Source organism: Phascolarctobacterium sp. (assembly GCF_030531065.1).
Lineage (GTDB): Bacteria > Bacillota > Negativicutes > Acidaminococcales > Acidaminococcaceae > Phascolarctobacterium_A.
Genome location: NZ_JAUNOQ010000011.1, coordinates 25987 through 46213, shown reverse-complemented (window position 1 = coordinate 46213; position 20227 = coordinate 25987). Strand labels below are relative to the sequence as shown.

The window sequence follows — 20227 nt, the reverse complement described above, 5'->3', positions numbered from 1 at the left end:
TTGTTCTTATCGCTTTCTACTTTCATCCTCAGCCAGCTCGTTCGCCAATGATTGCAAGGTGACGCCGCGCAAGCTGTTTTCCAAAGCGCGTTTGGCCGCCGCTAGTTTAGCGTCCAAAAGCAAATGCACTCTTTTGCCCACAGGGCACGCCGGATTGGGCTGCTCGTGAAAATGGAAAAGCTGCTGCTCTTGCCCTTCCACGGCGAAAAAAATATCTTGTAAAGTAATTTCCTGCGGCGTTTTGCGCAGTGAGGCGCCGCCGACGCCGGCTTCTACGTCCACTAAACCGGCTTCCTTTAGCTGGCCTAAAATTTTACGGATAATAACGGGATTGACGTTGACGCTGCCAGCCAAAAAATTAGAGGTCAATTTATATTCGCCGCCGAAACGCACCAGGCACAGCATAATATGTACGGCTATCGTAAAGCGTGAAGAAAATTGCATAAGTCCTTCCTCCTTTTGCGTTTATTATACCCCTCGCTGGTTGTAACGTCAATGCTTACAATATTTTGCTGTAACTATTGACATTACAACATGGTGATGCTATTATATAGTTGTAATCGATGAGATTACAACTATATAATTACCAATCGCGCCGCCGCCAAGGGCGGGCGCAATCATTAGGAGGTCCCCAATTATGAAAATTGCTGTTGTTTGCGCTAACGGAAAATCAGGTCGAGCCATTACCGAAGAATTGATTCGCCGCGGTCAGGACGTGACCGCCATAGTGCGCAAGGAAAATAAATCCCAAGCGCCCAACGCCGTTATTAAAGATATTTTTGCTGTTACAGCTGAAGATTTAAAACCGTTCGACGTAGTAATCGACGCCTTCGGCGCTTGGACGGAAGAAACTTTGCCCCAGCTGCCGCAAAGCCTAGAGCATTTGTGCGACATTTTAAGCGGCTCTTCCGCTCGCCTTTTAGTTGTCGGCGGCGCGGGCAGCTTGTTCGTCAACAAGGAGCGCACCGTTTGCGTGGCGGACGCGCCCGACTTCCCCGATATTTTTAAATCCGTTGCCGCAGCTCACGCCCAGGCGTTAGCCATGCTGCGTAAGCGTCAGGACGTAAAGTGGACTTACGTTAGCCCGGCCTGCGATTTCCGGGCAGACGGCGAACGCACCGGCAAATATTTATTGGGCGGCGAAGCGCTGCTACTTAACGCGCAAGGCGAAAGCGTCATCAGTTACGCCGATTACGCCGTAGCGATGGCCGACGAAGCGCTGAACGGAAACCACGTTCAACAACAAATTTCCGTAGTCAAAGCGTAAGCGCAATTTTCCGAACGCATTTTACAACCAATCTGGCAAAAACAAAACCACCGCAAGCCCGGCGATGAGCGCCTGCAAGCTTACGGTGGTTTTTATTTGCGCGTTTTACGCGATTTCGATAACGTCGAAGCCGGTGTCCTCGATGGCCGTTTTGATGGCGGCTTCGTCGGGGGCGGGGCCGGAAACCGTAGCGCAGTTATCCTCCAGGGATACGCTGACGCTGGTGATGCCGGGCAGAGCCTTGAGGGCTTCGGTTACGGCCTGTACGCAATGCTGGCAGTGCATACCGCCGATGAAAATCGTTTTAATCATGATAGGTCACTCCTTTGATTTAATGATGAATTTGGCAATTCTTGATTGCCGCTTAGCTGATAAAAATATTATAGGGCAGCCGTTTTATTTTTTCAAGCCTGCTTACAGCTTAACAAAACGCAAACGCAGCGCGTTGGTCACTACGGAAACGGAGCTGCAGCTCATGGCGGCGGCGGCCAGCATGGGGTTGAGCAGCCAGCTGTAGGCCGGATATAATAAACCTGCGGCCAGCGGTATGCCGATGGTATTATAGATGAAAGCCCAGAAAAGATTTTCTTTAATATTCTTCATAACGCTGCGGCTCAATTTTATAGCGCGCACTGCGTCCTGCAAATCGCTTTTAATGAGCACCATGTCGGCGGCTTCGATGGCCACGTCGGTGCCCGCGCCGATAGCGACGCCCACGTCGGCGCGCGCCAGCGCGGGAGCGTCGTTGACGCCGTCGCCCACCATGGCGACCGTATGCCCTGCTTCCTGCAGCTCGCGGACGACGCGCTCCTTATCCTGCGGCAGCACCTGCGCGACGGCTTCGTCCAGTCCTACCTGGCGGCGGATAGCTTCGGCGGTGGTTTGGTTGTCGCCCGTCAGCATAATAACGCGCAGCCCCATTTCCTTGAGCCGGGCGATAGCGGCGGCGCTGGTGGGCTTTACGGCGTCGGCTACGGCGATAACGCCCAGCAAAATATTTTCGCGGGCAAAGTAGAGCGGCGTTTTGCCCTGGCTTGCCAGCTCCTGCTGTTGCTGCGCCAGGGGTTCGACGTCCACTCCCGTTTCCGCCATCAGCTGCAAATTGCCCGCGGCGTAGGGAACGCCGTCGATGCTTGCTGTCAGCCCGCGTCCGGGCAGGTTCGTATAAGCGGAGGCCGTCGGCCATTTTAATTTTGCGTCCGCAGCGGCGGCGATAACCGCTTGTCCCAACGGATGCTCGGATAAGCTTTCCAGAGCTGCGGCCGTCGCCAGCAATTCGTCCCGGCCGGCGCTTACAGGCAGCACGTCGGTCACGATGGGCTTGCCTTCCGTAACCGTGCCCGTCTTGTCCAAAATTACGGTGTCGACCTTATGCGCGGTTTCCAAAGCCGTTGCGGATTTGATAAGGATGCCCTGCTTCGCGCCGCGCCCCGTGCCGACCATAATCGCCGTGGGCGTCGCCAAACCCAAAGCGCAGGGACAGGAAATAACTAAAACGGAAATCGCGATAGTCAAAGCGAAGTGCAGACTTTCGCCCAGCAGCAGCCAGATGACGGCGGCCAGCGCGGCGATGCTGATAACTGCGGGTACGAAAACGCCGCTGATTTTGTCGGCCAGCTTGGCGATGGGCGCTTTGGAAGAAGTGGCTTCTTCTACGAGCGCGATAATTTTGGCGAGCGCGGTGTCGGAACCGACGGCCGTGGCCTGCATTTTAAAATAGCCGCTGCGGTTGATGGTGCCGCCCGTCACTTTATCGCCGCAAACTTTATCCACGGGCAGGCTTTCGCCCGTCAAAGCGCTTTCGTCCAGCGCGCCGCTGCCTTCGGTAATTTTTCCGTCCACGGGCACGGCGGCGCCGGATTTAACGATAAGAATATCGCCGGTCACTACGTCTTCCACGGGAATTTCGCCCTGCACGCCGCGGCGTTCGACCAAAGCCGTTTTAGGAGCCAGATTCATCAGCGCGGTGATGGCGTCGGAGGTGCGGCTTTTGGCGCGGGCCTCTAAAAATTTGCCCAAGGTAATCAGCGCTAAAATCATCGCGGCGGATTCAAAATACAGCGCCTGCGCGAAATCGGGCAGCAGCTGCCATTGCCGGTGTCCGACGGCGTAGGCTAGGCCGAAAACGGCGTACAAGCCGTAAACGAAGGCTGCGCCGCTGCCGATGGCGATTAAAGAATCCATATTGGGCGCGCCGGTGAAAAGATTGCGGAAGCCGTGCAGAAAATATTTGCGTCCGGCAAATAATACCGGAATGCAGAACAACAGCTGCAATAAAGCGTTGATCATTTCATTGGCGTCGCCTAAAACAAAAGCGGGCAGGGGCCAGCCGTACATGCGCCCCATATGCAGATAAAATAACGGAGCGGTAAAGCCCAGCGATAAAATTAAACGCTGGCGCATTTCCTGCAGCTCTTCAGCCGCCGCGTCCTTTGGCTTGGCTTGCGCGGTTGGGCGTCCGCTTTCACGGTGCTGCGCCGCGCCGAAGCCCAGCTTTTCAATGCGGGTGATAATGGCCGCCGCGTCGGTTTGGCTTTCGTCAAAGCTTACGTTGGCTTTATTCGTCAGCAGGTTGACGGAAACGGAATCCACGCCCTGCATTTTGCTCACGACCTTTTCGATGCGGGACGAACAGGCGCTGCAGCTCATGCCGGTTATATCTAAAATTTCTTTACGCATGATTATACTCCCTTCTGTGAGAATTTTGACAGAAGCGTCAGCTTCTGCTATTATTATAGCAAATGCTATCTTGTTTTCAAGAATGCACTATTTTGGTAGCTACTACCTGAAAGGATACTGTAAAAAGGAGGGAGCGCGTTATGGAAAAAGAAAATTTAAACGCCAACTGCCCGGTGGCGGCGACGCTGCAGCTTATCGGCGGCAAATACAAGGCGCTGCTGCTGTGGCATTTATCCGGCAGAGTGCTGCGCTTTAACGAGCTGCACCGTTTGGTGCCGGAAGCTACGCCCAAAATGCTGACGCAGCAGCTGCGCGAATTGGAGGCCGACGCTTTGATTTTGCGTAAGGTTTATCCCGTTGTGCCGCCCAAGGTGGAATACAGCCTGACGGAACGCGGGCAGAGCCTGTTTCCCATTTTGCAGGCTATGTACGCGTGGGGCAGCAGGCTGATGGAATCCGAGGGCGCGTGCCCGCACTGCTCCATGCAGCCGCAAAAATAAAAAAGCTTCCGGTTTTTCCGGAAGCTTGTAAGCGTCTGCGTCAGATTTTACAGATAAAGCGCGTAGTAGGCCGCGGCGGCCAGCACGACGATAAAGGCGGCGGCGTGAGGATAATCCTTTTTCTTAATAGAAGAATAAATGGCGCGCAGGGCGACGAGGCCGATTAAGATCCAGACGGGGCCGTTTACTTCGTGGAAAAATTTTTCAAACATAGCAGCTACTCCTTTAGAAAATTTTTTCGGATATAAAAAAACACCCGCTTGCGCAGGTGTTAAGCTTGAATGGTGCCTCAGCACAGAATCGAACTGTGGACACAAGGATTTTCAGTCCTTTGCTCTACCAACTGAGCTACCGAGGCAGAATGGCGACCCGGATGGGACTCGAACCCACGACCTCCGCCGTGACAGGGCGGCATTCTAACCAACTGAACCACCGGGCCATTACTTATTGAGGCTTAAAAATGGGCAAAAAAAATGGTGGGCGCTAACGGGATCGAACCGCTGACATTCTGCTTGTAAGGCAGACGCTCTCCCAGCTGAGCTAAGCGCCCGGAATGGTGACCGGTGGGGGAATCGAACCCCCGATACCGCCGTGAAAGGGCGGTGTCTTAACCGCTTGACCAACCGGCCAAAGTGTGGTGACCCATGTAGGCCTCGAACCTACGACACCCTGATTAAGAGTCAGGTGCTCTACCAACTGAGCTAATGGGCCGTGGTCACGTTACTCGATTATAATACACTATCGCAGAGAAAAATGCAAGAGTTTTTTGCAAAAAAAATGAAATTTTTTTGAGATGCGGAGAAAAAGGTTTGACTATGACTGGAGAAAAGCATACAATAAAAATGATAAAGAGCTTTTAAATATTTATTTACGGAGGACAGATTTATGCAGTACGATATTGCCGTTATCGGCGGCGGGCCTGCAGGCGTTTCTGCCGCTATCACAGCTTCCAGTAAGGGGCGCAGCGTTATTTTATTTGAAGCCCACGGCTTCAGCCCGCGTCTGCGCAGCGTCGCCAAAATTACCGACTATATGGGCATTCCCGATTTGTCAGGCACGGAGCTGATGGATATTTTTGTTAAGCATCTGAAGCAGATGGCTGTAGATATTATTGAAGAAAAAATTATTTCTTTGCGCGAGGTAGGCGAAGGCTTTATTTTGGGCACGCCGCACGAGGAATATTCCGCGTCGGCCGTCGTGCTGGCGACGGGCATTTCCCGCTCCACGCTGTTCCCCGGCGAAAAAGAATTTTTGGGACGCGGCGTCAGCTACTGCGCTTTTGTGGACGGCGCCAAATATAAAAATAAACGCGTAGCCGCCGTGGCTACGGTTCCCGACGCTATGGAGGAAATAGAATATCTGGCGGACCAATGCGAGCATGTTTTCTTCTTCCCACGTTATCAGGGCTTTGTGCCCCCTAAGAAAAAAAATATTACCGTAGTTTTAGATACGCCGACAGAAATCACGGGTACGGATAAGGTTACGGGCATCCGCGCCGGCGAAGATTTTTACAGCGTGCAGGCAACTTTCGTTTTCCGCGCTACCGACCCGCTGAACAGCTTTTTGCCGGGATTGGAAATTCGCGGCCGCAGCATTTATGTGGACGATCAGGCCCAAACCAATATTGAAGGCGTTTTCGCCGGCGGCGACTGCACCGGACAGCCCTGGCAGGTCAACCGCGCCGCAGGGCAGGGGCAGAAAGCCGGGCTCAGCGCTATCCGTTATCTTTCCCGCCGCGACGAAGGTATAGGTTATTGAAGAAAAGCTTTTTTCTTGCACGGGATTGTGCTAAAATATAATTTACAATGTTTTTGATTTGGAGGAATATGTATGTTAGATATGAAATTTGTCCGCGAAAATCCGGACAAGGTAATAGAAGCCGTTAAGAACCGCAACGGTAATCTGGATTTGACGGAATTTTTAGAGCTGGATAAGAAGCGCCGCGAGCTGACCCAGCAGGTGGAGGCTTTGAAAAAAGAACGCAATAGCGCTTCGCAGGAAATCGGCAAGCTGAAAAAAGCCGGACAGGACGCTGCTGAACAAATGGCGGCCGTGCGCGCTTTGGGCGATAAAATCGCCGACGACGACAAAACTTTGAAGGAAGTTGAAGAAAGATTAAAAACAATTCTGCTGACCATTCCCAATATTCCGGCTGAGGACGTGCCGGTGGGCAAGGACGATACCTGCAATCCCGTTGTGCGCACCTGGGGCGAACCCACGAAATTCGATTTTGAGCCGAAAGCGCACTGGGATTTGGGCGAAGGCCTGGGCATTTTGGATTTTGAGCGCGGCGTCAAGGTTTCCGGAGCGCGTTACGTTTTCTATCGCGGTTTGGGTTCTCGCTTAGAGCGAGCCGTTATCAATTTCTTTTTGGATTTGCACACGCAAAAGCACGGCTACACTGAATTTTTCCCGCCGTTCATCGTCAACGGCGCCAGCATGCAGGGCACGGGCCAGCTGCCTAAATTTGCCGAGGATATGTATAAGCTGGAAAACGGCGATATGTACCTCATTCCTACGGCGGAGGTTCCCGTAACCAATTATCATCGCGACGATATGCTCAGCGGCGATCAGCTGCCGTTGAAATACACCGCTTACAGCGCGTGCTTCCGTGCGGAGGCCGGCGCGGCAGGCCGCGATACCCGCGGTTTGATTCGTATGCACCAGTTCAATAAGGTAGAGCTGGTTAAATTTACGAAGCCGGAGGAATCCTGGGAGGAGCTGGATAAGCTGACCCATGACGCGGAGGAAGTGCTGCAGCTGCTGGAGCTGCCCTATCACGTAGTGCGCCTGTGTACCGGCGATTTGGGCTTCAGCTCCGCTACTACTTACGATTTGGAGGTTTGGCTGCCCGCCGCCAACTGCTATCGTGAAATTTCCTCCTGCTCCAACTTCCTGGACTTCCAGGCCCGCCGCGCTAACATTCGTTTCCGCCGCGACGCTAAGTCCAAGCCGGAATTTGTGCATACGCTTAACGGCAGCGGCGTAGCCGTAGGCCGTACAGTAGCGGCTATTCTGGAAAATTATCAGCAGGCCGACGGCAGCGTAGTAGTGCCCAAGGTACTGCGTCCCTACATGGGCTGCGACGTTATCAAGGCTCCCGAAAAATAAAAGCTGCCTCTTCAGGCAAAACTCAAGCAAAATATTTCAGCGCAAGCCGCCCGCAAAGGGCGGCTTTTTTGCCGCACGTCGGTCTGCGCTTTCAAAAATATTATGCGGCAATGATTTTAAAAATCCAAAACCGGGGCGTTGACTGAAAGCTAAAGCGGCAAGCGCAATTTGCTTTTTCTTGAAAAACTGCAAATTTTCCGCTTAAAAATGAGCCAATCCGCAGTTATTGTAAAATTTTTCCCAACTCCTCAAAAAAAATCAATTTTCTGCCGTTTTCCTATTGTACTTTCCGCTTATTGTGGTACAATCTAATGAGAAAAATATATGCTAAGGCAAGGGGAGAGTGGATATGAGAAGAGATAAACATTTTCAGCTCAGCCGCGAGGCTGTGGAAAAATTGGCGAGCCAATACGGCACGCCGTTGTTAGTCCTTTCTTTGGAAGAAGTTAAGAAAAATTATCAGGTTTTGAAAAAATATATGCCCCGGGTGCGCATCCACTACGCAATCAAGGCTAATCCCCATCCGGAAATTTTGCGGGTGATGGCCGATATGGGCTCCTGCTTCGACGTGGCGTCCGACGGCGAGATTCGCACGCTGAACGCTATGGGCGTGGAAGGCGGTCGTATGATTTACGCCAATCCGGTGAAGCTGGGCGTAGGCCTGGAGGCCTGCCGTGACTGCGGCGTGACGAAGATGACCTTCGACAGCGCCAGCGAAATAGAAAAAATTAAAAAACAATGTCCCGACGCGACGGTGCTGCTGCGTTTGCGTATCGATAATTCCTCTGCGCATGTGGACTTGAATAAAAAATTCGGCGCGGCGCGGGAAAACGCGCTGGCCTTAATGCTGCAAGCCAAGCAAGCGGGGCTTGATATAGCGGGCGTGGCCTTCCACGTCGGCAGCCAGACCGTCAGCTCCGACCCATATCTGCACGCTTTGGATATTGCGCGCGGCTTGTTCGACGAGGCGGAGGCAGCCGGGCTGCACCTGCGCATTCTGGATATCGGCGGCGGGTTCCCCATTCCCGAGCCCAAGGTGAAATTTAATCTGCCGGAAATGCTGAAACAGATCAGCGCCCGCTTAAATGAAGATTTCCCGGAGACGGAAATTTGGGCGGAGCCCGGACGCTACATCTGCGGCACGGCTGTGAATTTGATTACCAGCGTTATCGGCGTGACCGAACGCGGCGGCCAGCCCTGGTACTTTTTGGACGAGGGGTTGTACGGAACTTTTTCCGGCGTTATTTTCGACCAGTGGGATTTCAAACTGCTGAGCTTTAAGGAAGGCGACGAGCGCGTCGCCGCTACCTTTGCCGGCCCCAGCTGCGACAGTCTGGACATTATGTTCCGCGGACGCATGACCGCTCCCCTTGAGGTCGGCGATTTGCTTTTGGTGCCCGCCTGCGGCGCGTATACTTCCGCTTCGGCTACAACTTTCAACGGCTTCAGCAAAGCGCGTTTTGTTGTTTGGGAAGAAGTTAAGGAAGAAGTTATGCCTGTCGCCGCAGAAATTTTGGCTCCGGCAGTATAAATATTTTTTAGAGCTGTAAACCGGCCCTTAAAGGTTAGATGGAAACTAACTTTTGAGAGGCCGGTTTTTTGCGCGTGCGCCGCTCTTGACAGGGCGGCGCTTTTGCTTTGTTGAAGCGCGGCGTAAATTTTGAAGCTGACTTTTTGTCTGTAAGCTACATTATTCGCTGTAAAAAATGTAGTCGTTCATCAAAAGTTCGTTGCATTTTTTGTTTTTGAAGCGCGACGTACAATTTTGCGGCGAACTTTTTGTGGATGAATATACAATCTAAGTGCAACAAGCCGTGAAATAAGCATGGCACATAGAACTCTGATATAATGGTGTTTGCAAAGACAACATTAACAGGAGGTTTCTATGTGCCACTACAAACATCTTACACCATATGAACGAGAAAAGATACTATTTTTTCTTGCCGAAGGGAAAATATTTCTACGATTGCTGTGCTTCTAAACCGTAACAAATCTACAATTTCCCGTGAAATCCGCCGTAATTCTTCTAACGGACTTTATTCAACAATGCAGGCTCAGGCTAAATATACAGAACGTCGCGGCAAAATAAAAATCAGCCATGATATTTCAGGACGTCCTGCCGGGGCCAGAAACCGTTCAAGGCTAGGGCACCGGGAAGCAGATACCGTAGCAGGAAAGGCCAAATGTGCCTGCTTAGTTACATTGGTTGATAGAAAAAGCCGCTACCTGTTGGGCGGAAAGGCCGAAGGTAAAAACGCACAATCCGTTAATGAAGTAATGATAAGAGTATTTACAAACCAACCGTTGCATTCGATAACTCCTGACAGGGGCAAAGAATTTGCAAAGCACGAAGAAGTAACAAAAGCGCTGGAGAATGTGCAATTTTATTTTCCTGCGCCACACCATCCGTGGGAACGTGGCTGTAACGAGAACACTAACGGCTTACTAAGAGAATATTTTCCTAAAGGAAAAGATATCTCTAACATACCGGAAGAATATATTCAAGAGCAGATAGATAAGCTAAATCTGCGGCCAAGGAAATGCCTCGGCTTTAAAACACCATATGAGGTCTATTTTAAAACATCGTTGCACTTAGCTTGACAATTCGCCTTGTAAAAACAAAAGGGATTTGCCGCCGCCGTATCTGAATTGCGCCGCTATTTTTTATTTGTACTAACAGGTTGGGTATGATAAAATATTAAAATACAGCGGCGCACAGCAGTGCGTCCGGAGGTCGAAATGAATTTTTGCAAAGACGACGCTGGTATGCCGTTGCTCAATGCCATGCTGCGTTATAAATATGAAAACGTGTACCCGCTGCACACGCCCGGACATAAGGGCGGGCGCGGCATGGAAAGGCTGCTGCGGCAGGAGCTGGGCGGCGGCGCGGCTATGGACGTTTCCCTGATGAGCGAGCTGGACGACATTCACGAGCCTGCGAGCTATATTAAAGACGCGCAGGCTTTGGCTGCGAAAACCTACGGCAGCGACGCCTGCTTTTGGGCGCTCAACGGCACGACCCAGGCCATTCACGCCATGCTGATGACGGCGCTGCAGCCGGGCGAAAAGCTGCTGCTGCCGCGCAACGCGCACCGCAGCGTGGCGGGCGGTTTGATTTTGGGCGGCGTCGAGGCTGTTTATCTGCAGCCGGAATTTAACGCGGCCTTCGGCTTGCAGATGCAGGTGACACCGGAGGCGGTAGAGCGGGCTTTAATTGAGGATAAGGCGATTAAAGCCGTTTTGCTGACGACGCCCAATTATTACGGCGTGGCGGCGCGCACGGCGGAAATTGCCGCGATCTGCCACGCTCACGGCGCAGTTTTATTAGTGGACGAGGCTCACGGGCCGCATTTGGGCTTTAGCGATTTGCTGCCGCCCTCGGCTTTGCAGAGCGGCGCCGATGCCTGCGCTCAAAGCACGCATAAAATTCTGGGCGCGATGACCCAGTGCAGTATGCTGCACGTGCGGGGCGAGCGGCTGGATTTGCAGCGAGCCGCCGACGTGATGAGCGTGCTGACGACCACCAGCCCCAATTATTTGCTGATGGCCAGCCTGGACGCGGCGCGCGCACAGGCGCAGGCTTACGGCAAACAAATGGCGGAGGCTGCCGTGGCGGCGGCGCAGAAGCTGCGGCGTTTGTGCGCGGCCCACGCGGGCCTGCGCGTGCTGGAGGAAGCCGATTGCGGCGGGCTGCGCCTGGACCACACCAAGGTAACGGTTAATTTTGCGGACTGGGGTTATAACGGCGTGGAAGTCGGCGACGCTTTGCGGCAGGCGGGCGTGGCCGTGGAGCTGGTGGACGCGCGGAACGTCTTGTTTTTAGTGACTTACGCCGATACTACGGCTGATTACGAAGCGGCGCTGCGGCGCATTGACGAAGCGCTGCGAGCTTTAGAGCGGCAAAAGCGGCGGCCTTTGAGCGGCGCTGCGGCGCAGTCCGTTCCGGCGACGGCGGCGGCGCTGACGCTGCGCGAAGTTTTTTACAGCGCCAAGCAAGCCGTGCCTTTAGCGCAGGCTGCGGGGCGCGTCTGCGGCGAGCAGGTCAGCTTTTATCCGCCGGGGATACCGGTGCTGCTGCCAGGAGAAATCGTCACGCCGGAAATAATTTCTTACTGCCGGGCGATGAAGGCTTTGGGGCTGCCTGTCAGCGGCCCTGCGGACAGCTCGCTGCAAACGCTGCGGGTGGTGCGCGAATAAATTGCGCTGTAAAATATTAGTGAAGTTGTGTCCCGCAATTATATATTTCTTCGCTCAAACCGTTTTTTGACGTTCATTTCGGGCAGAAGCTAACGAAAGTGTTCAAAACTCGCGACTGTACAGCAGGTTATAGTTTTCGTCTTACGATAAACAGTGCAGAAGAGTTTGGGGCAAACGACGCTTAGCGCTCAAACATTTCACACTTTCTGCGCTTCTATGCCCTCATTCACTAAAAACGCTATTCGCTGCGAAATATAATAATTGCCCGGCTTTGCAAAACGCAAAAATCACTGCATTATTTAGATGATGTATTATAGAGGATAAAACAATGCGAGGAAAATTTATAACATTTGAGGGCGCGGATGGCGGCGGCAAATCTACGCAGGTGCAGCTGGCGGCGGATTATCTGCGGCGGCGGGGCTGCGAGGTCGTGGTCAGTCGGGAGCCGGGCGGCACGCCGCTGGCGGAAAAGGTGCGCGCGTTGGTGCTGGACCCGGAACTGCCCCTGAGCAATATTTCCCAAACGCTGCTGTATTTGGCGGCCCGCAGCGAGCACGTCGATAAGCTGCTGCGTCCGGCGGTAGCGGCGGGAAAATTCGTGCTCTGCGACCGTTTCAGCGATTCGACGCTGGCGTATCAGGGACTGGCCCTGGACAAAAGCGCGGAGGAATTAAGCGAGCTGCGGCGGCTCAACGCTTTTGCCGCAGGCGGCTTAACGCCGGACTTGACGCTGCTTTTGGACGGCAGTCCCGAAATTTTGGCGCGGCGGCGCGAACGGCGCGGCGTCAGCGACCGTTACGAGCGGCAGGGGCTGGACTATCAGCGCAAATTGCGGCAGGGCTTTCTGACTTTGGCGCAGGCCGAGCCCGAACGTATTAAAATTATCGACGCCGAAGGAGATTTGCAGACCGTAGCCGCCGCCGTGCGGCGGGCTTTGGACGCGCTGCTGGACGGGGCGGAATAAATGTGGGATAATATTCTTGGACACGAGCGCCAGAAAAAATTTTTACAAAATTATTTGCGGGCAGACGAACGGCCCCACGCTTTGTTGTTCGTCGGCGCGGAAGGGCTGGGCAAAAAACAGCTGGCGCTGGCATTTGCCAAAGCGCTGCTGTGCTTCAACCATACGGGAACGGACGGCTGCGAAGCCTGCCGCTTATTAAATTTGGAGGACGGAAATTTAAGCCATCCCGATTTTATTTTAGTACAGCGGGAATTGAATCCCGATACGGGACGCTTGAAGGATATCAGCATCGACCAGATTAAGGAGCTGATCGGCAAGGCCGCCTTTGCGCCCGTGCTGTCGCCGGTTAAGGTGTGCTTGGTAGAAGATGCGGACAGAATGTCCGTCGCCGCAGCCAACAGTTTTTTAAAGCTTTTGGAAGAGCCGCCGGCGGGGTGGGTTATCGTTTTGCTGGCGTCGGCGGAAGCAAAGCTGCTGACGACCATTCTTTCCCGCGTAGTCTGCCTGCGCTTCCAGCCGGTATCTGCGGCGCAGGTGGCGAATTTTTTGGCGGCGCGCGGCGTCGCGGCGCAAGAAGCGGAGGTACTGGCGCGTATCAGCGAAGGCTCCGTGGGCCTGGCCCTGGACTTGCAGCGGCAAAAGGCGCTGGAGCTGCGGCAGCAGGCCTTGGCTTTTGCGGAAGCGCTGCCCCTGGCCATGCCCTTGAATTATCTAGCGGGGCGCGTGTGGCAGCAGAAAAATTTCGAGCGTCCGCAGGCTTTGCTGTTTGTCAAGCTGCTGCAGCTGTTGCTGCGCGATTTGCTGATGTGCAAGCTGAATTTGACGGCGGATTTATATAATTGCGACCTGCGCGAGCAGCTGCAAGCGCAAAGCGCTGCGTGGCGCGCAGCCGGTTTAAAGCTGGCGCTGGCAGCTACTCAGGAGGCTTACGCAGTCCTGGAGAGCAGCGCCGGCGTGCGCATGACGCTGGAAGCCCTGGCTCTTAAAATAGATCAAGCGTATAAGGAGTGAGAAAGTTGCCGACAGTTGTAGGTATCAGATTTAAAAAAGCCTGTAAAATATATTATTTCGACCCGGCGGAAACCGGAGTAGCCAAAGGCGATTTCGCCATCGTGGAAACCGCGCGCGGCGTGGAATACGGCGAGGTGGTCATCGGCCCGCGCGAGGTGGAGGAAAGCGGTATCGTTTCGCCGCTCAAGCCGGTAATGCGCAAGGCGACGGCAGAGGACGACCTGAAGCTGGCAGAAAATAAAATTCGCGAAAAGGAAGCTTTCAATATCTGCCTGCGAAAAATAAAAAACCACGAGCTGCCCATGCGGCTCATCGACGTGGAATTTACCTTCGACGTAAATAAAATTATTTTTTATTTTACCGCCGACGGACGCATCGACTTCCGCGAGCTGGTAAAGGATTTGGCGGCGGTTTTCCGCACCCGCATCGAGCTGCGCCAGATAGGCGTGCGCGACGAAGCGAAAATGCTGGGCGGCATCGGCTGCTGCGGCCGCCCGCTGTGCTGCGCTACTTTTCTGGGCGATTTTGAGCCCGTGTCCATCCGCATGGCCAAGGACCAGAACTTGTCGCTCAACCCGACGAAAATTTCCGGCATCTGCGGCCGTCTGATGTGCTGCCTGAAATACGAAAACCATATGTACTGCAAGAATTGCGGCAGCGGCGGCCGCCGCGAGCGGATAGAAATTCCCAAAATGGGCGCGCTGGTGATTACGCCCTTGGGCGAGGGACAGGTGGTCGGTATTAACCGCAGCCAGCATTCGGCGTCGGTTAAGCTGGCTCCCGATAATATTATTCAGGTGGATTGGGACGAAATTGTGGACGCTTCCCAGGCTGAAGATGTTTGAGGAGCAGGGCAGCCTGCGCTGCGATTATCTGCCGGGTTGCTTATATAAGATTTGGCAGGACGCTAATGAATTTTGCTTTACGACGGACGCGGTGTTTTTGGGAAATTTCCCGCATCTCGTGACCAAAGCCAAAGCGTTGGAGCTGGGCTGCGGCACCGGAGCCGTCAGTATGCTTTTAGCCAGCCGCGGCGCGGCCCACGTGACGGCCGTCGACTGCAACGCGAACGTGACGAAATTGCTGCGCCGCAGCGCTGCCGCTAACGGCCTGGAGGACAGGCTGACGGTGGTGGACGGCGATATCCGCGATTATAAAGCGCTGCTGCGCCCGGAAAGCATGGATTTGGTCGCCGCCAACCCGCCCTACCGCAACAGCGGCAACGTGCGCCGTATCGGTACCGCCGCCTGCCACGAGCTGACCGCCACGCTGGAGGATTTTTTTAAAGCGGCGGCCTTCGCCGTGCGCTATCGCGGGCGCTTCGCTTTGGTGCAGCTGCCCGACCGTTTCGCGGAAAGTATGCAGCTGGCTTTTAAATACGGCCTGCAGCCCAAGCGTCTGCAATGGGTGCATTCTGCTGCGGACAAACCGGCCTGGATTTTCCTGATGGAAATGGTCAAGGGCGGCAGCCGCGGCTTAGAGGTTTTACCGCCGCTGATTATGTATGATAAGGACGGCTGCTATACGGAGCAAGTAAAAAAATATTACGCAACAGAGCTGCCGCAATAGCGGCAGTTTTGCTTATATAGATATAAATTTTATGTATCGCAAAGGACGAATGCGCCTGGGGTCACGAATTTGACGGCTTCGCTTAATTTATGTTAAAATAAAACGAGTTAAGGAGGTCGAGAAGGTTGAAGAAGAAACTCCCGTTGCATTTGCCTTGTTTGTGGGCGGCAGTAATCCTGATATTGTTGACGCCGCTCTTGACGGGCTTTGATATTACGCGCCGCGTTACGATAGAGGCCGACGGCCAGACCAAAGAGGTGCGCACTAACGCCGCCAGTCCCGCGCAGATTTTGCAGGAGGCTGGCGTTACGCTGGAACCCGGCGACGGCTGGCGTTTGCAGGGACCCAATAAACGGGTGCAGGACGGCAGCGTGATTACGGTGGTGCGCGGCGTGCCCTTCAGCGTTATCCGCGGCGAGCAGGCGGCGGAATATAAAAGCTCCAAGGCAACTGTCGGCGAGGCCCTGAAGGATATTGGGATTGCCTATAAAAAGGAGCGCGTCTATCCTCCTGTCGGCGAGCCCTTAGAGCCCCATATGCAGATTTATGTTCTGGGCAGGGGCGAAGAGCTGCATTTCAGCGAAGCCAGCGTGGATATCCCCGTTAAATATGAAGAGGACCACAGTATGAATTTCGGTACCGAAAGCGTGAAGCATCCCGGCAAGCCGGGCAAGCAGACCATTGTTTCCAAACGGATAAAAAGCCGCGACGGCAAGCATTCTATGCAGGAGCTGACCCGCCGCGTAACCGAAGAGCCCGAAAGCAAAATTATCCGCAAGGGCATGGCGATGTCGGTGTACACGCCTGAAGGCTATAAGCGTTACACAAAAAAAATGACGGCGCACGCTTCCGCTTATGTGGCGACGGGTAACCGCACTTCCATAGGAATCGTTCCTTACGAGGGGATTGTGGCCGTCGACCCGCGCGTAATTCCCTACTATACTAAAATGTATATTCCGGGATACGGCATCGCTATGGCGGGAGATACGGGCGGCGATATGGTGGGCAACCGGATAGATTTATTCTTTAACGATTATCATCGGGCCATCAACTGGGGCAGGCGCGACGTCGAAATTTATATTCTTGCTGAATAGAGGAAGTTTAATTTATGCTGAAAGAAGTGCTGGTAGTAGAAGGAAAAATGGATACGGTTGCGATTCGCAAAGCGTTGGAGGCCGATACCATCGAAACGGGCGGCTTTACGCTGGCTCCCTATACGCTGCGGCAGATTGAAGCCGCTTATAAAAAGCGGGGCATTATCATCCTGACGGATCCGGACGGCGCCGGCGAGCGTATCCGCCGTTTTCTGACCCAACGCTTTCCCGACGCGGGGCAGGCCTTTATCCCCAAATGCGACGCCACCGCCAACGACGACGTGGGCGTGGAGCAGGCGCGGCCGCAGGCGATTTTAGCGGCCTTGAGCAAGGTGCGCCATCAAGAATACCGGCCGCGGCAGGAATTTACTCATATGGATTTGTTTCGCTACGGACTGACCGGCAGCGAACGGGCGTCAGCGCGGCGCGACGCGCTGGGCGCGGAGCTGGGCGTCGGCTACGGCAACGCCAAACGCTTTTTGGAGCGCCTGAATCATTACGGAGTAACCCGCGAGGAATTTTTAGCGGCGATAAAAAAATTAGGAGAGTGAACGTGGATAAACCTGTTATTGCGTCCCCGGCGGTAACGCATCATATTCTGCACCGCTTCAAGCTGCGCGCTGATAAAAAGCTGGGACAAAATTTTTTGATAGACGAAGATATTGTGCGCCGCATTGTTGAAGCAGCCGAGCTGACGCCGGCAGATACGGTGCTGGAGGTGGGGCCGGGCATCGGCACTCTGACCCAGGGGCTGGCGGAAAGCGGCGCGAAGGTTGTCGCCGTGGAGCTGGACAAGCGCCTGCTGCCGGTTCTGGCTACGACGCTGGACGGCTACGACAACGTGCGCGTCGTCAGCGGCGATATTTTGCAGGTGGATATTATGCGGGAGGTGGACGCGCCGGACTTTAAGGTGTGCGCCAATCTGCCCTATTATATTACGACGCCGATTATTTTTGCGCTTTTGGAAAAGCGTTTGCCCATGGAGCGTTTGGTCGCCATGGTGCAGAAGGAAGTGGCCGAGCGGATGGCGGCGCGGCCCGGCGGCAAGGATTACGGCGCGCTGTCCGTAGCCATTCAGTATTATACGGAGCCGGAAATCGCTTTCATCGTGCCGCCCTCGTCCTTCATTCCCGCTCCGGCCGTGGATTCTGCGGTCATCGTGTGCAAGCGCCGCAGTCGGCCGCCGGTGCAGGTGTGCGACGAAGGCTTATTCTTCCGCGTGGTCAAGGCGGCCTTTTCCCTGCGCCGCAAAATGCTCAGCAATTCGCTGAAAAATATGGGCGTGAACGGCGAGCAGGTAGCGCGTTGGTTAGAATTGGCGGCGGTGGACGGCAAGCGCCGCGCCGAAACCCTGAGCCTGGAAGAATTTGCGCGGCTGACCAATACCTTTGGGGAGGCGTGCGGCTGATTTAATTTGCATAACGAAAAAAGCGTACAAAAAAGCGACGGATGTCGAAGCTAGAGACGTCCGTCGCTTTTGCTATGCGCATATTATTTTAGAAAAGAAAATTTTAAGCCGCCGCTTAATCTATCAGCTTAATCTTTTTCCAGCCGCCGCTGCGCCAACGGTAAATAAAGACGCAGGCGCGCAGAATTTCGTCCGCGCACATGGCCAGCCAGACGCCGATAAGCCCCAGGCCGCAGACAATGCCCAAAATGTAGGAGCCCAGAGTCGCGGTCAGCCACATGGAAATCAACCCCGTCGTTACCGGCCATTTAATATCGCCCGCTGCCTGCAGGGACATAACCATGACCATATTGACGGCGCGGCCCATCTCCAGAAAAATTTCAATGAGAAAGATATGCCGCCCCAGCTCCAAAACTTCGGGATTGTCGGTAAAAATACCGTAAATAAAATCGCTGTTCAGATACAGCAGGAAGGTCAGCGAGCCGCTGATGAACACGCCTAGGCGAACGGTTTTCCACACGCGCGCGCTCACGGCGTCCAGATTGCCGACGCCGATTAAAAAGCCCACGATGATTTGCGTCGCCATAGCCAGCGACTGCGTATAAACGTAAGTGCAGTTGGCGATAATGTAGGCGTAAATCTTCGTGGTAATGACCACCAGCCCCATGACGTTGACGAAACGCATAATGACCATCTGGGAGATTTGGTAGGAAAGGGATTCGCCGCCGGAGGGCAGGCCCAGGTAGAGAATTTTAAAAAGCGTATGCCTGGGAAAGGGCGTAAGATATTTCCAGGACAGGCGCACGTCGATAAAACGGCGGAAGAAATACATAATGAGCAGCAGGCCCAAAACCTTGCTGGTATTGGTGCTGATGGTAACGCCCAGAACGCCCAGAGAGGGGATGGGGCCGAAGCCGTGAATCAAAAAGCAGTTGCCCGTAATATTGACGACGTTCATGATGATGGAAGTCATCATAGTGACCTTCAGCAACGAATAGCCGCGGAAAAAGGAAATAAAGGAGATGTAGGCCGACTGCACGATAATAAACAGGCCGATATAGCGCAGAAACAGCGCGGCCTCCGCCCAAATATCCGGCGGTACGTCTAAAAGATGCAGAAAGAAATCGTCAAAAACGAATAATACCAAGCTGATAACGCCGCCAAGGACCACGTTGGTCAGCAAGGCGACCGTGCAGACCTCGGCGACCTTTTCCTTATTGCCCGCGCCCCGGTGCTGGGCGATTAAAATTGTAGCGGCCATGCTGATAACGCTGAGCGCGATAATAACGATATTGATAATCTGGTTGGCGTTGCCGACCGCAGCCACGGAATGCTGGGAATAACGGCTCAGCATAAACTGGTCCACGTTGCCGACCATCATTTGCAGCAAAATTTCAATGAAGATGGGCCAGGTCATTTTAAAGACGGACAATCTTTCACCGTGTTCTTTGAATTTACTCATCTTTTGCCCCCTCGCAGGCGCGGCAAGCCGGCTATTAGCGTTATAAAAAAAGTTTGCCTGCGCCTTGGCTGTAAAACGCCTTTGTAACTTGAGATATTATACGCGCGGGCAAAGCCGTTGTAAAGCGGCGGCTAAATGATTTCACAAGATTTTTACACGGGGGAGGCGCAGTCAAAAAAATCATAGTTAGTCATTGACAACCGTAGAAAAAAATAGTATAGTGTTCTTAAACAGGAACAATAAAAGAAGAGCTGAATGAGGGACTATGGATCTTATCGAAGGACTTACCAATTTTAATTTGACCAAGCAGGAAGCGACGCTGTATGTGCTGCTGCTCAAGGCCGGTCAGCTGACGGGCTACGAGGCCTCCAAACAGACGGGGATTTCGCGCTCCAATACCTACACGGCTTTGGCCGGACTGGTGGACAAGGGCGCGGCCTACGTGCTGGAGGAGGGCAAGGTGACGCGCTACACGCCGGTGGCTCCTGCGGAATTTTGCGCCAATAAGCTGAACCGTCTGGCAGAAATTAAAGAAGATATCCTCGGCCAGCTGCCGGCGCTGCCAGGCGACGCGGAAGGCTACGTCACGATTAAGGGCGAGCGCGAGATTATCAATAAGCTGCGCAATACGGTGCGTCAGGCGCAGGCGCGCATTTACGTGTCGGCCAACGCGCGGGTTTTGGCGCTGCTGCGCCAGCCGTTAGCGGAGGCTGTGGCCCGCGGGCTGAAGGTGGTCGTTATCAGCGATAAGTCCTTTACGCTTCCGGGCGCAATTTGCTACGGCACGGTAAAGCAGAACGAGCAAATACGCCTGATTGCCGATTCCCGCACGGTTTTGACCGGGGATTTGGAGGACGCGGAAGATTCCAGCTGCTTGTATTCCTGTAAGCGTAATCTGGTAGATTTATTTAAAGAAGCTTTGAAAAACGAGATTGCGCTGATCCAACTTACGGAAAGGTGATATA

20 protein-coding genes, 5 tRNA genes and 1 pseudogene are annotated in these 20227 nt (G+C 53.8%); 15 read left to right on the top strand and 11 right to left on the bottom strand.

Annotated elements, in window-relative coordinates; translation table 11 throughout:
- Positions 1-6 precede the first annotated feature (6 nt).
- Positions 7-444 (bottom strand): Rrf2 family transcriptional regulator, encoded by a 438-nt coding sequence (locus tag Q4E64_RS08440; protein WP_303167410.1) that lies wholly within the window; start codon positions 442-444, stop codon positions 7-9.
- Positions 445-637: 193 nt separating this feature from the next.
- Between Q4E64_RS08440 and Q4E64_RS08435 the strand changes: the two genes are divergently transcribed.
- Complete coding sequence (locus Q4E64_RS08435) at positions 638-1267, top strand: NAD(P)-dependent oxidoreductase (protein ID WP_303167409.1); 630 nt, start codon at positions 638-640, stop codon at positions 1265-1267.
- 105 nt (positions 1268-1372) lie between these two features.
- On the opposite strand, the gene Q4E64_RS08430 is transcribed toward Q4E64_RS08435, so the two are convergent.
- Together Q4E64_RS08430 and Q4E64_RS08425 are read right to left on the bottom strand one after the other, a co-directional pair.
- Positions 1373-1579, bottom strand: a complete 207-nt coding sequence (locus tag Q4E64_RS08430; RefSeq protein WP_293728421.1) for a heavy-metal-associated domain-containing protein — start codon at positions 1577-1579, stop codon at positions 1373-1375.
- A 102-nt stretch (positions 1580-1681) separates the two neighbouring features.
- The gene (locus Q4E64_RS08425; RefSeq protein ID WP_303167408.1) at positions 1682-3946 is read right to left on the bottom strand and encodes a cation-translocating P-type ATPase; all 2265 of its coding nucleotides are present in this window, start codon (positions 3944-3946) and stop codon (positions 1682-1684) included.
- A 140-nt stretch (positions 3947-4086) separates the two neighbouring features.
- Here Q4E64_RS08425 and Q4E64_RS08420 point away from each other — a divergent pair, with 140 nt between their 5' ends.
- Positions 4087-4446, top strand: coding sequence for a helix-turn-helix domain-containing protein (locus tag Q4E64_RS08420; RefSeq protein ID WP_303167406.1), 360 nt, complete (start codon positions 4087-4089; stop codon positions 4444-4446).
- A 47-nt stretch (positions 4447-4493) separates the two neighbouring features.
- Here the strand turns inward: Q4E64_RS08420 and Q4E64_RS08415 are convergent, their stop codons facing one another.
- From Q4E64_RS08415 to Q4E64_RS08390, 6 genes are all read right to left on the bottom strand, one after another.
- Positions 4494-4658, bottom strand: coding sequence for a hypothetical protein (locus Q4E64_RS08415; RefSeq protein WP_303167405.1), 165 nt, complete (start codon positions 4656-4658; stop codon positions 4494-4496).
- 70 nt (positions 4659-4728) lie between these two features.
- Positions 4729-4804: transfer RNA gene (locus Q4E64_RS08410), tRNA-Phe, on the bottom strand.
- A 4-nt stretch (positions 4805-4808) separates the two neighbouring features.
- A tRNA-Asp gene (locus Q4E64_RS08405) sits at positions 4809-4885 on the bottom strand.
- A 35-nt stretch (positions 4886-4920) separates the two neighbouring features.
- Positions 4921-4996 (bottom strand) — tRNA-Val (locus tag Q4E64_RS08400).
- A gap of 4 nt (positions 4997-5000) precedes the next feature.
- Positions 5001-5075: transfer RNA gene (locus tag Q4E64_RS08395), tRNA-Glu, on the bottom strand.
- A gap of 6 nt (positions 5076-5081) precedes the next feature.
- A tRNA-Lys gene (locus tag Q4E64_RS08390) sits at positions 5082-5157 on the bottom strand.
- 174 nt (positions 5158-5331) lie between these two features.
- On the opposite strand from Q4E64_RS08390, the gene Q4E64_RS08385 reads away from it, so the two are divergent.
- Both Q4E64_RS08385 and serS read left to right on the top strand, forming a co-directional pair.
- Entirely contained in the window at positions 5332-6204 is an 873-nt protein-coding gene (locus tag Q4E64_RS08385) for an NAD(P)/FAD-dependent oxidoreductase (protein ID WP_303167404.1), read from the top strand.
- Positions 6205-6276: 72 nt separating this feature from the next.
- On the top strand, positions 6277-7557 hold the full coding sequence (gene serS, locus Q4E64_RS08380; protein WP_303167402.1) for a serine--tRNA ligase: 1281 nt from the start codon (positions 6277-6279) through the stop codon (positions 7555-7557).
- Between the two features lie 36 nt (positions 7558-7593).
- Here the strand turns inward: serS and Q4E64_RS08375 are convergent, their stop codons facing one another.
- Positions 7594-7749 carry a hypothetical protein gene (locus tag Q4E64_RS08375; RefSeq protein WP_303167401.1) on the bottom strand — a complete coding sequence of 52 codons (156 nt, stop codon included), beginning with the start codon at positions 7747-7749 and terminating at the stop codon, positions 7594-7596.
- Positions 7750-7906: 157 nt separating this feature from the next.
- Here Q4E64_RS08375 and Q4E64_RS08370 point away from each other — a divergent pair, with 157 nt between their 5' ends.
- From Q4E64_RS08370 to rsmA, 10 genes and pseudogenes are all read left to right on the top strand, one after another.
- Positions 7907-9088, top strand: coding sequence for a type III PLP-dependent enzyme (locus tag Q4E64_RS08370; protein ID WP_303167400.1), 1182 nt, complete (start codon positions 7907-7909; stop codon positions 9086-9088).
- Positions 9089-9621: 533 nt separating this feature from the next.
- Positions 9622-10158: pseudogene (locus Q4E64_RS08360) on the top strand (IS30 family transposase); the annotation flags it as partial.
- A 138-nt stretch (positions 10159-10296) separates the two neighbouring features.
- Positions 10297-11754, top strand: coding sequence for an aminotransferase class I/II-fold pyridoxal phosphate-dependent enzyme (locus Q4E64_RS08355; protein WP_303167399.1), 1458 nt, complete (start codon positions 10297-10299; stop codon positions 11752-11754).
- A gap of 328 nt (positions 11755-12082) precedes the next feature.
- Positions 12083-12718: a dTMP kinase gene (gene tmk / locus Q4E64_RS08350; protein WP_303167398.1), complete on the top strand. Its 636-nt coding sequence runs from the start codon at positions 12083-12085 to the stop codon at positions 12716-12718.
- Positions 12719-13729: a DNA polymerase III subunit delta' gene (locus tag Q4E64_RS08345; protein ID WP_303167397.1), complete on the top strand. Its 1011-nt coding sequence runs from the start codon at positions 12719-12721 to the stop codon at positions 13727-13729.
- A gap of 5 nt (positions 13730-13734) precedes the next feature.
- Positions 13735-14574 (top strand): stage 0 sporulation family protein, encoded by an 840-nt coding sequence (locus tag Q4E64_RS08340; protein ID WP_303167395.1) that lies wholly within the window; start codon positions 13735-13737, stop codon positions 14572-14574.
- Complete coding sequence (locus Q4E64_RS08335; RefSeq protein WP_303167394.1) at positions 14567-15298, top strand: tRNA1(Val) (adenine(37)-N6)-methyltransferase; 732 nt, start codon at positions 14567-14569, stop codon at positions 15296-15298. The genes Q4E64_RS08340 and Q4E64_RS08335 overlap by 8 nt, the downstream gene beginning before the upstream one ends.
- 125 nt (positions 15299-15423) lie before the next feature.
- Positions 15424-16392, top strand: coding sequence for a 3D domain-containing protein (locus Q4E64_RS08330; protein ID WP_303167392.1), 969 nt, complete (start codon positions 15424-15426; stop codon positions 16390-16392).
- 14 nt (positions 16393-16406) lie between these two features.
- On the top strand, positions 16407-16943 hold the full coding sequence (gene rnmV, locus Q4E64_RS08325; protein ID WP_303167391.1) for a ribonuclease M5: 537 nt from the start codon (positions 16407-16409) through the stop codon (positions 16941-16943).
- A 2-nt stretch (positions 16944-16945) separates the two neighbouring features.
- Positions 16946-17800 (top strand): 16S rRNA (adenine(1518)-N(6)/adenine(1519)-N(6))-dimethyltransferase RsmA, encoded by an 855-nt coding sequence (gene rsmA / locus Q4E64_RS08320; RefSeq protein WP_303167389.1) that lies wholly within the window; start codon positions 16946-16948, stop codon positions 17798-17800.
- A gap of 115 nt (positions 17801-17915) precedes the next feature.
- On the opposite strand, the gene Q4E64_RS08315 is transcribed toward rsmA, so the two are convergent.
- Positions 17916-19262, bottom strand: coding sequence for an MATE family efflux transporter (locus tag Q4E64_RS08315; RefSeq protein WP_303167388.1), 1347 nt, complete (start codon positions 19260-19262; stop codon positions 17916-17918).
- A gap of 265 nt (positions 19263-19527) precedes the next feature.
- Between Q4E64_RS08315 and Q4E64_RS08310 the strand changes: the two genes are divergently transcribed.
- The gene (locus Q4E64_RS08310) at positions 19528-20223 is read left to right on the top strand and encodes a TrmB family transcriptional regulator (protein ID WP_303167386.1); all 696 of its coding nucleotides are present in this window, start codon (positions 19528-19530) and stop codon (positions 20221-20223) included.
- Positions 20224-20227: the final 4 nt, after the last annotated feature.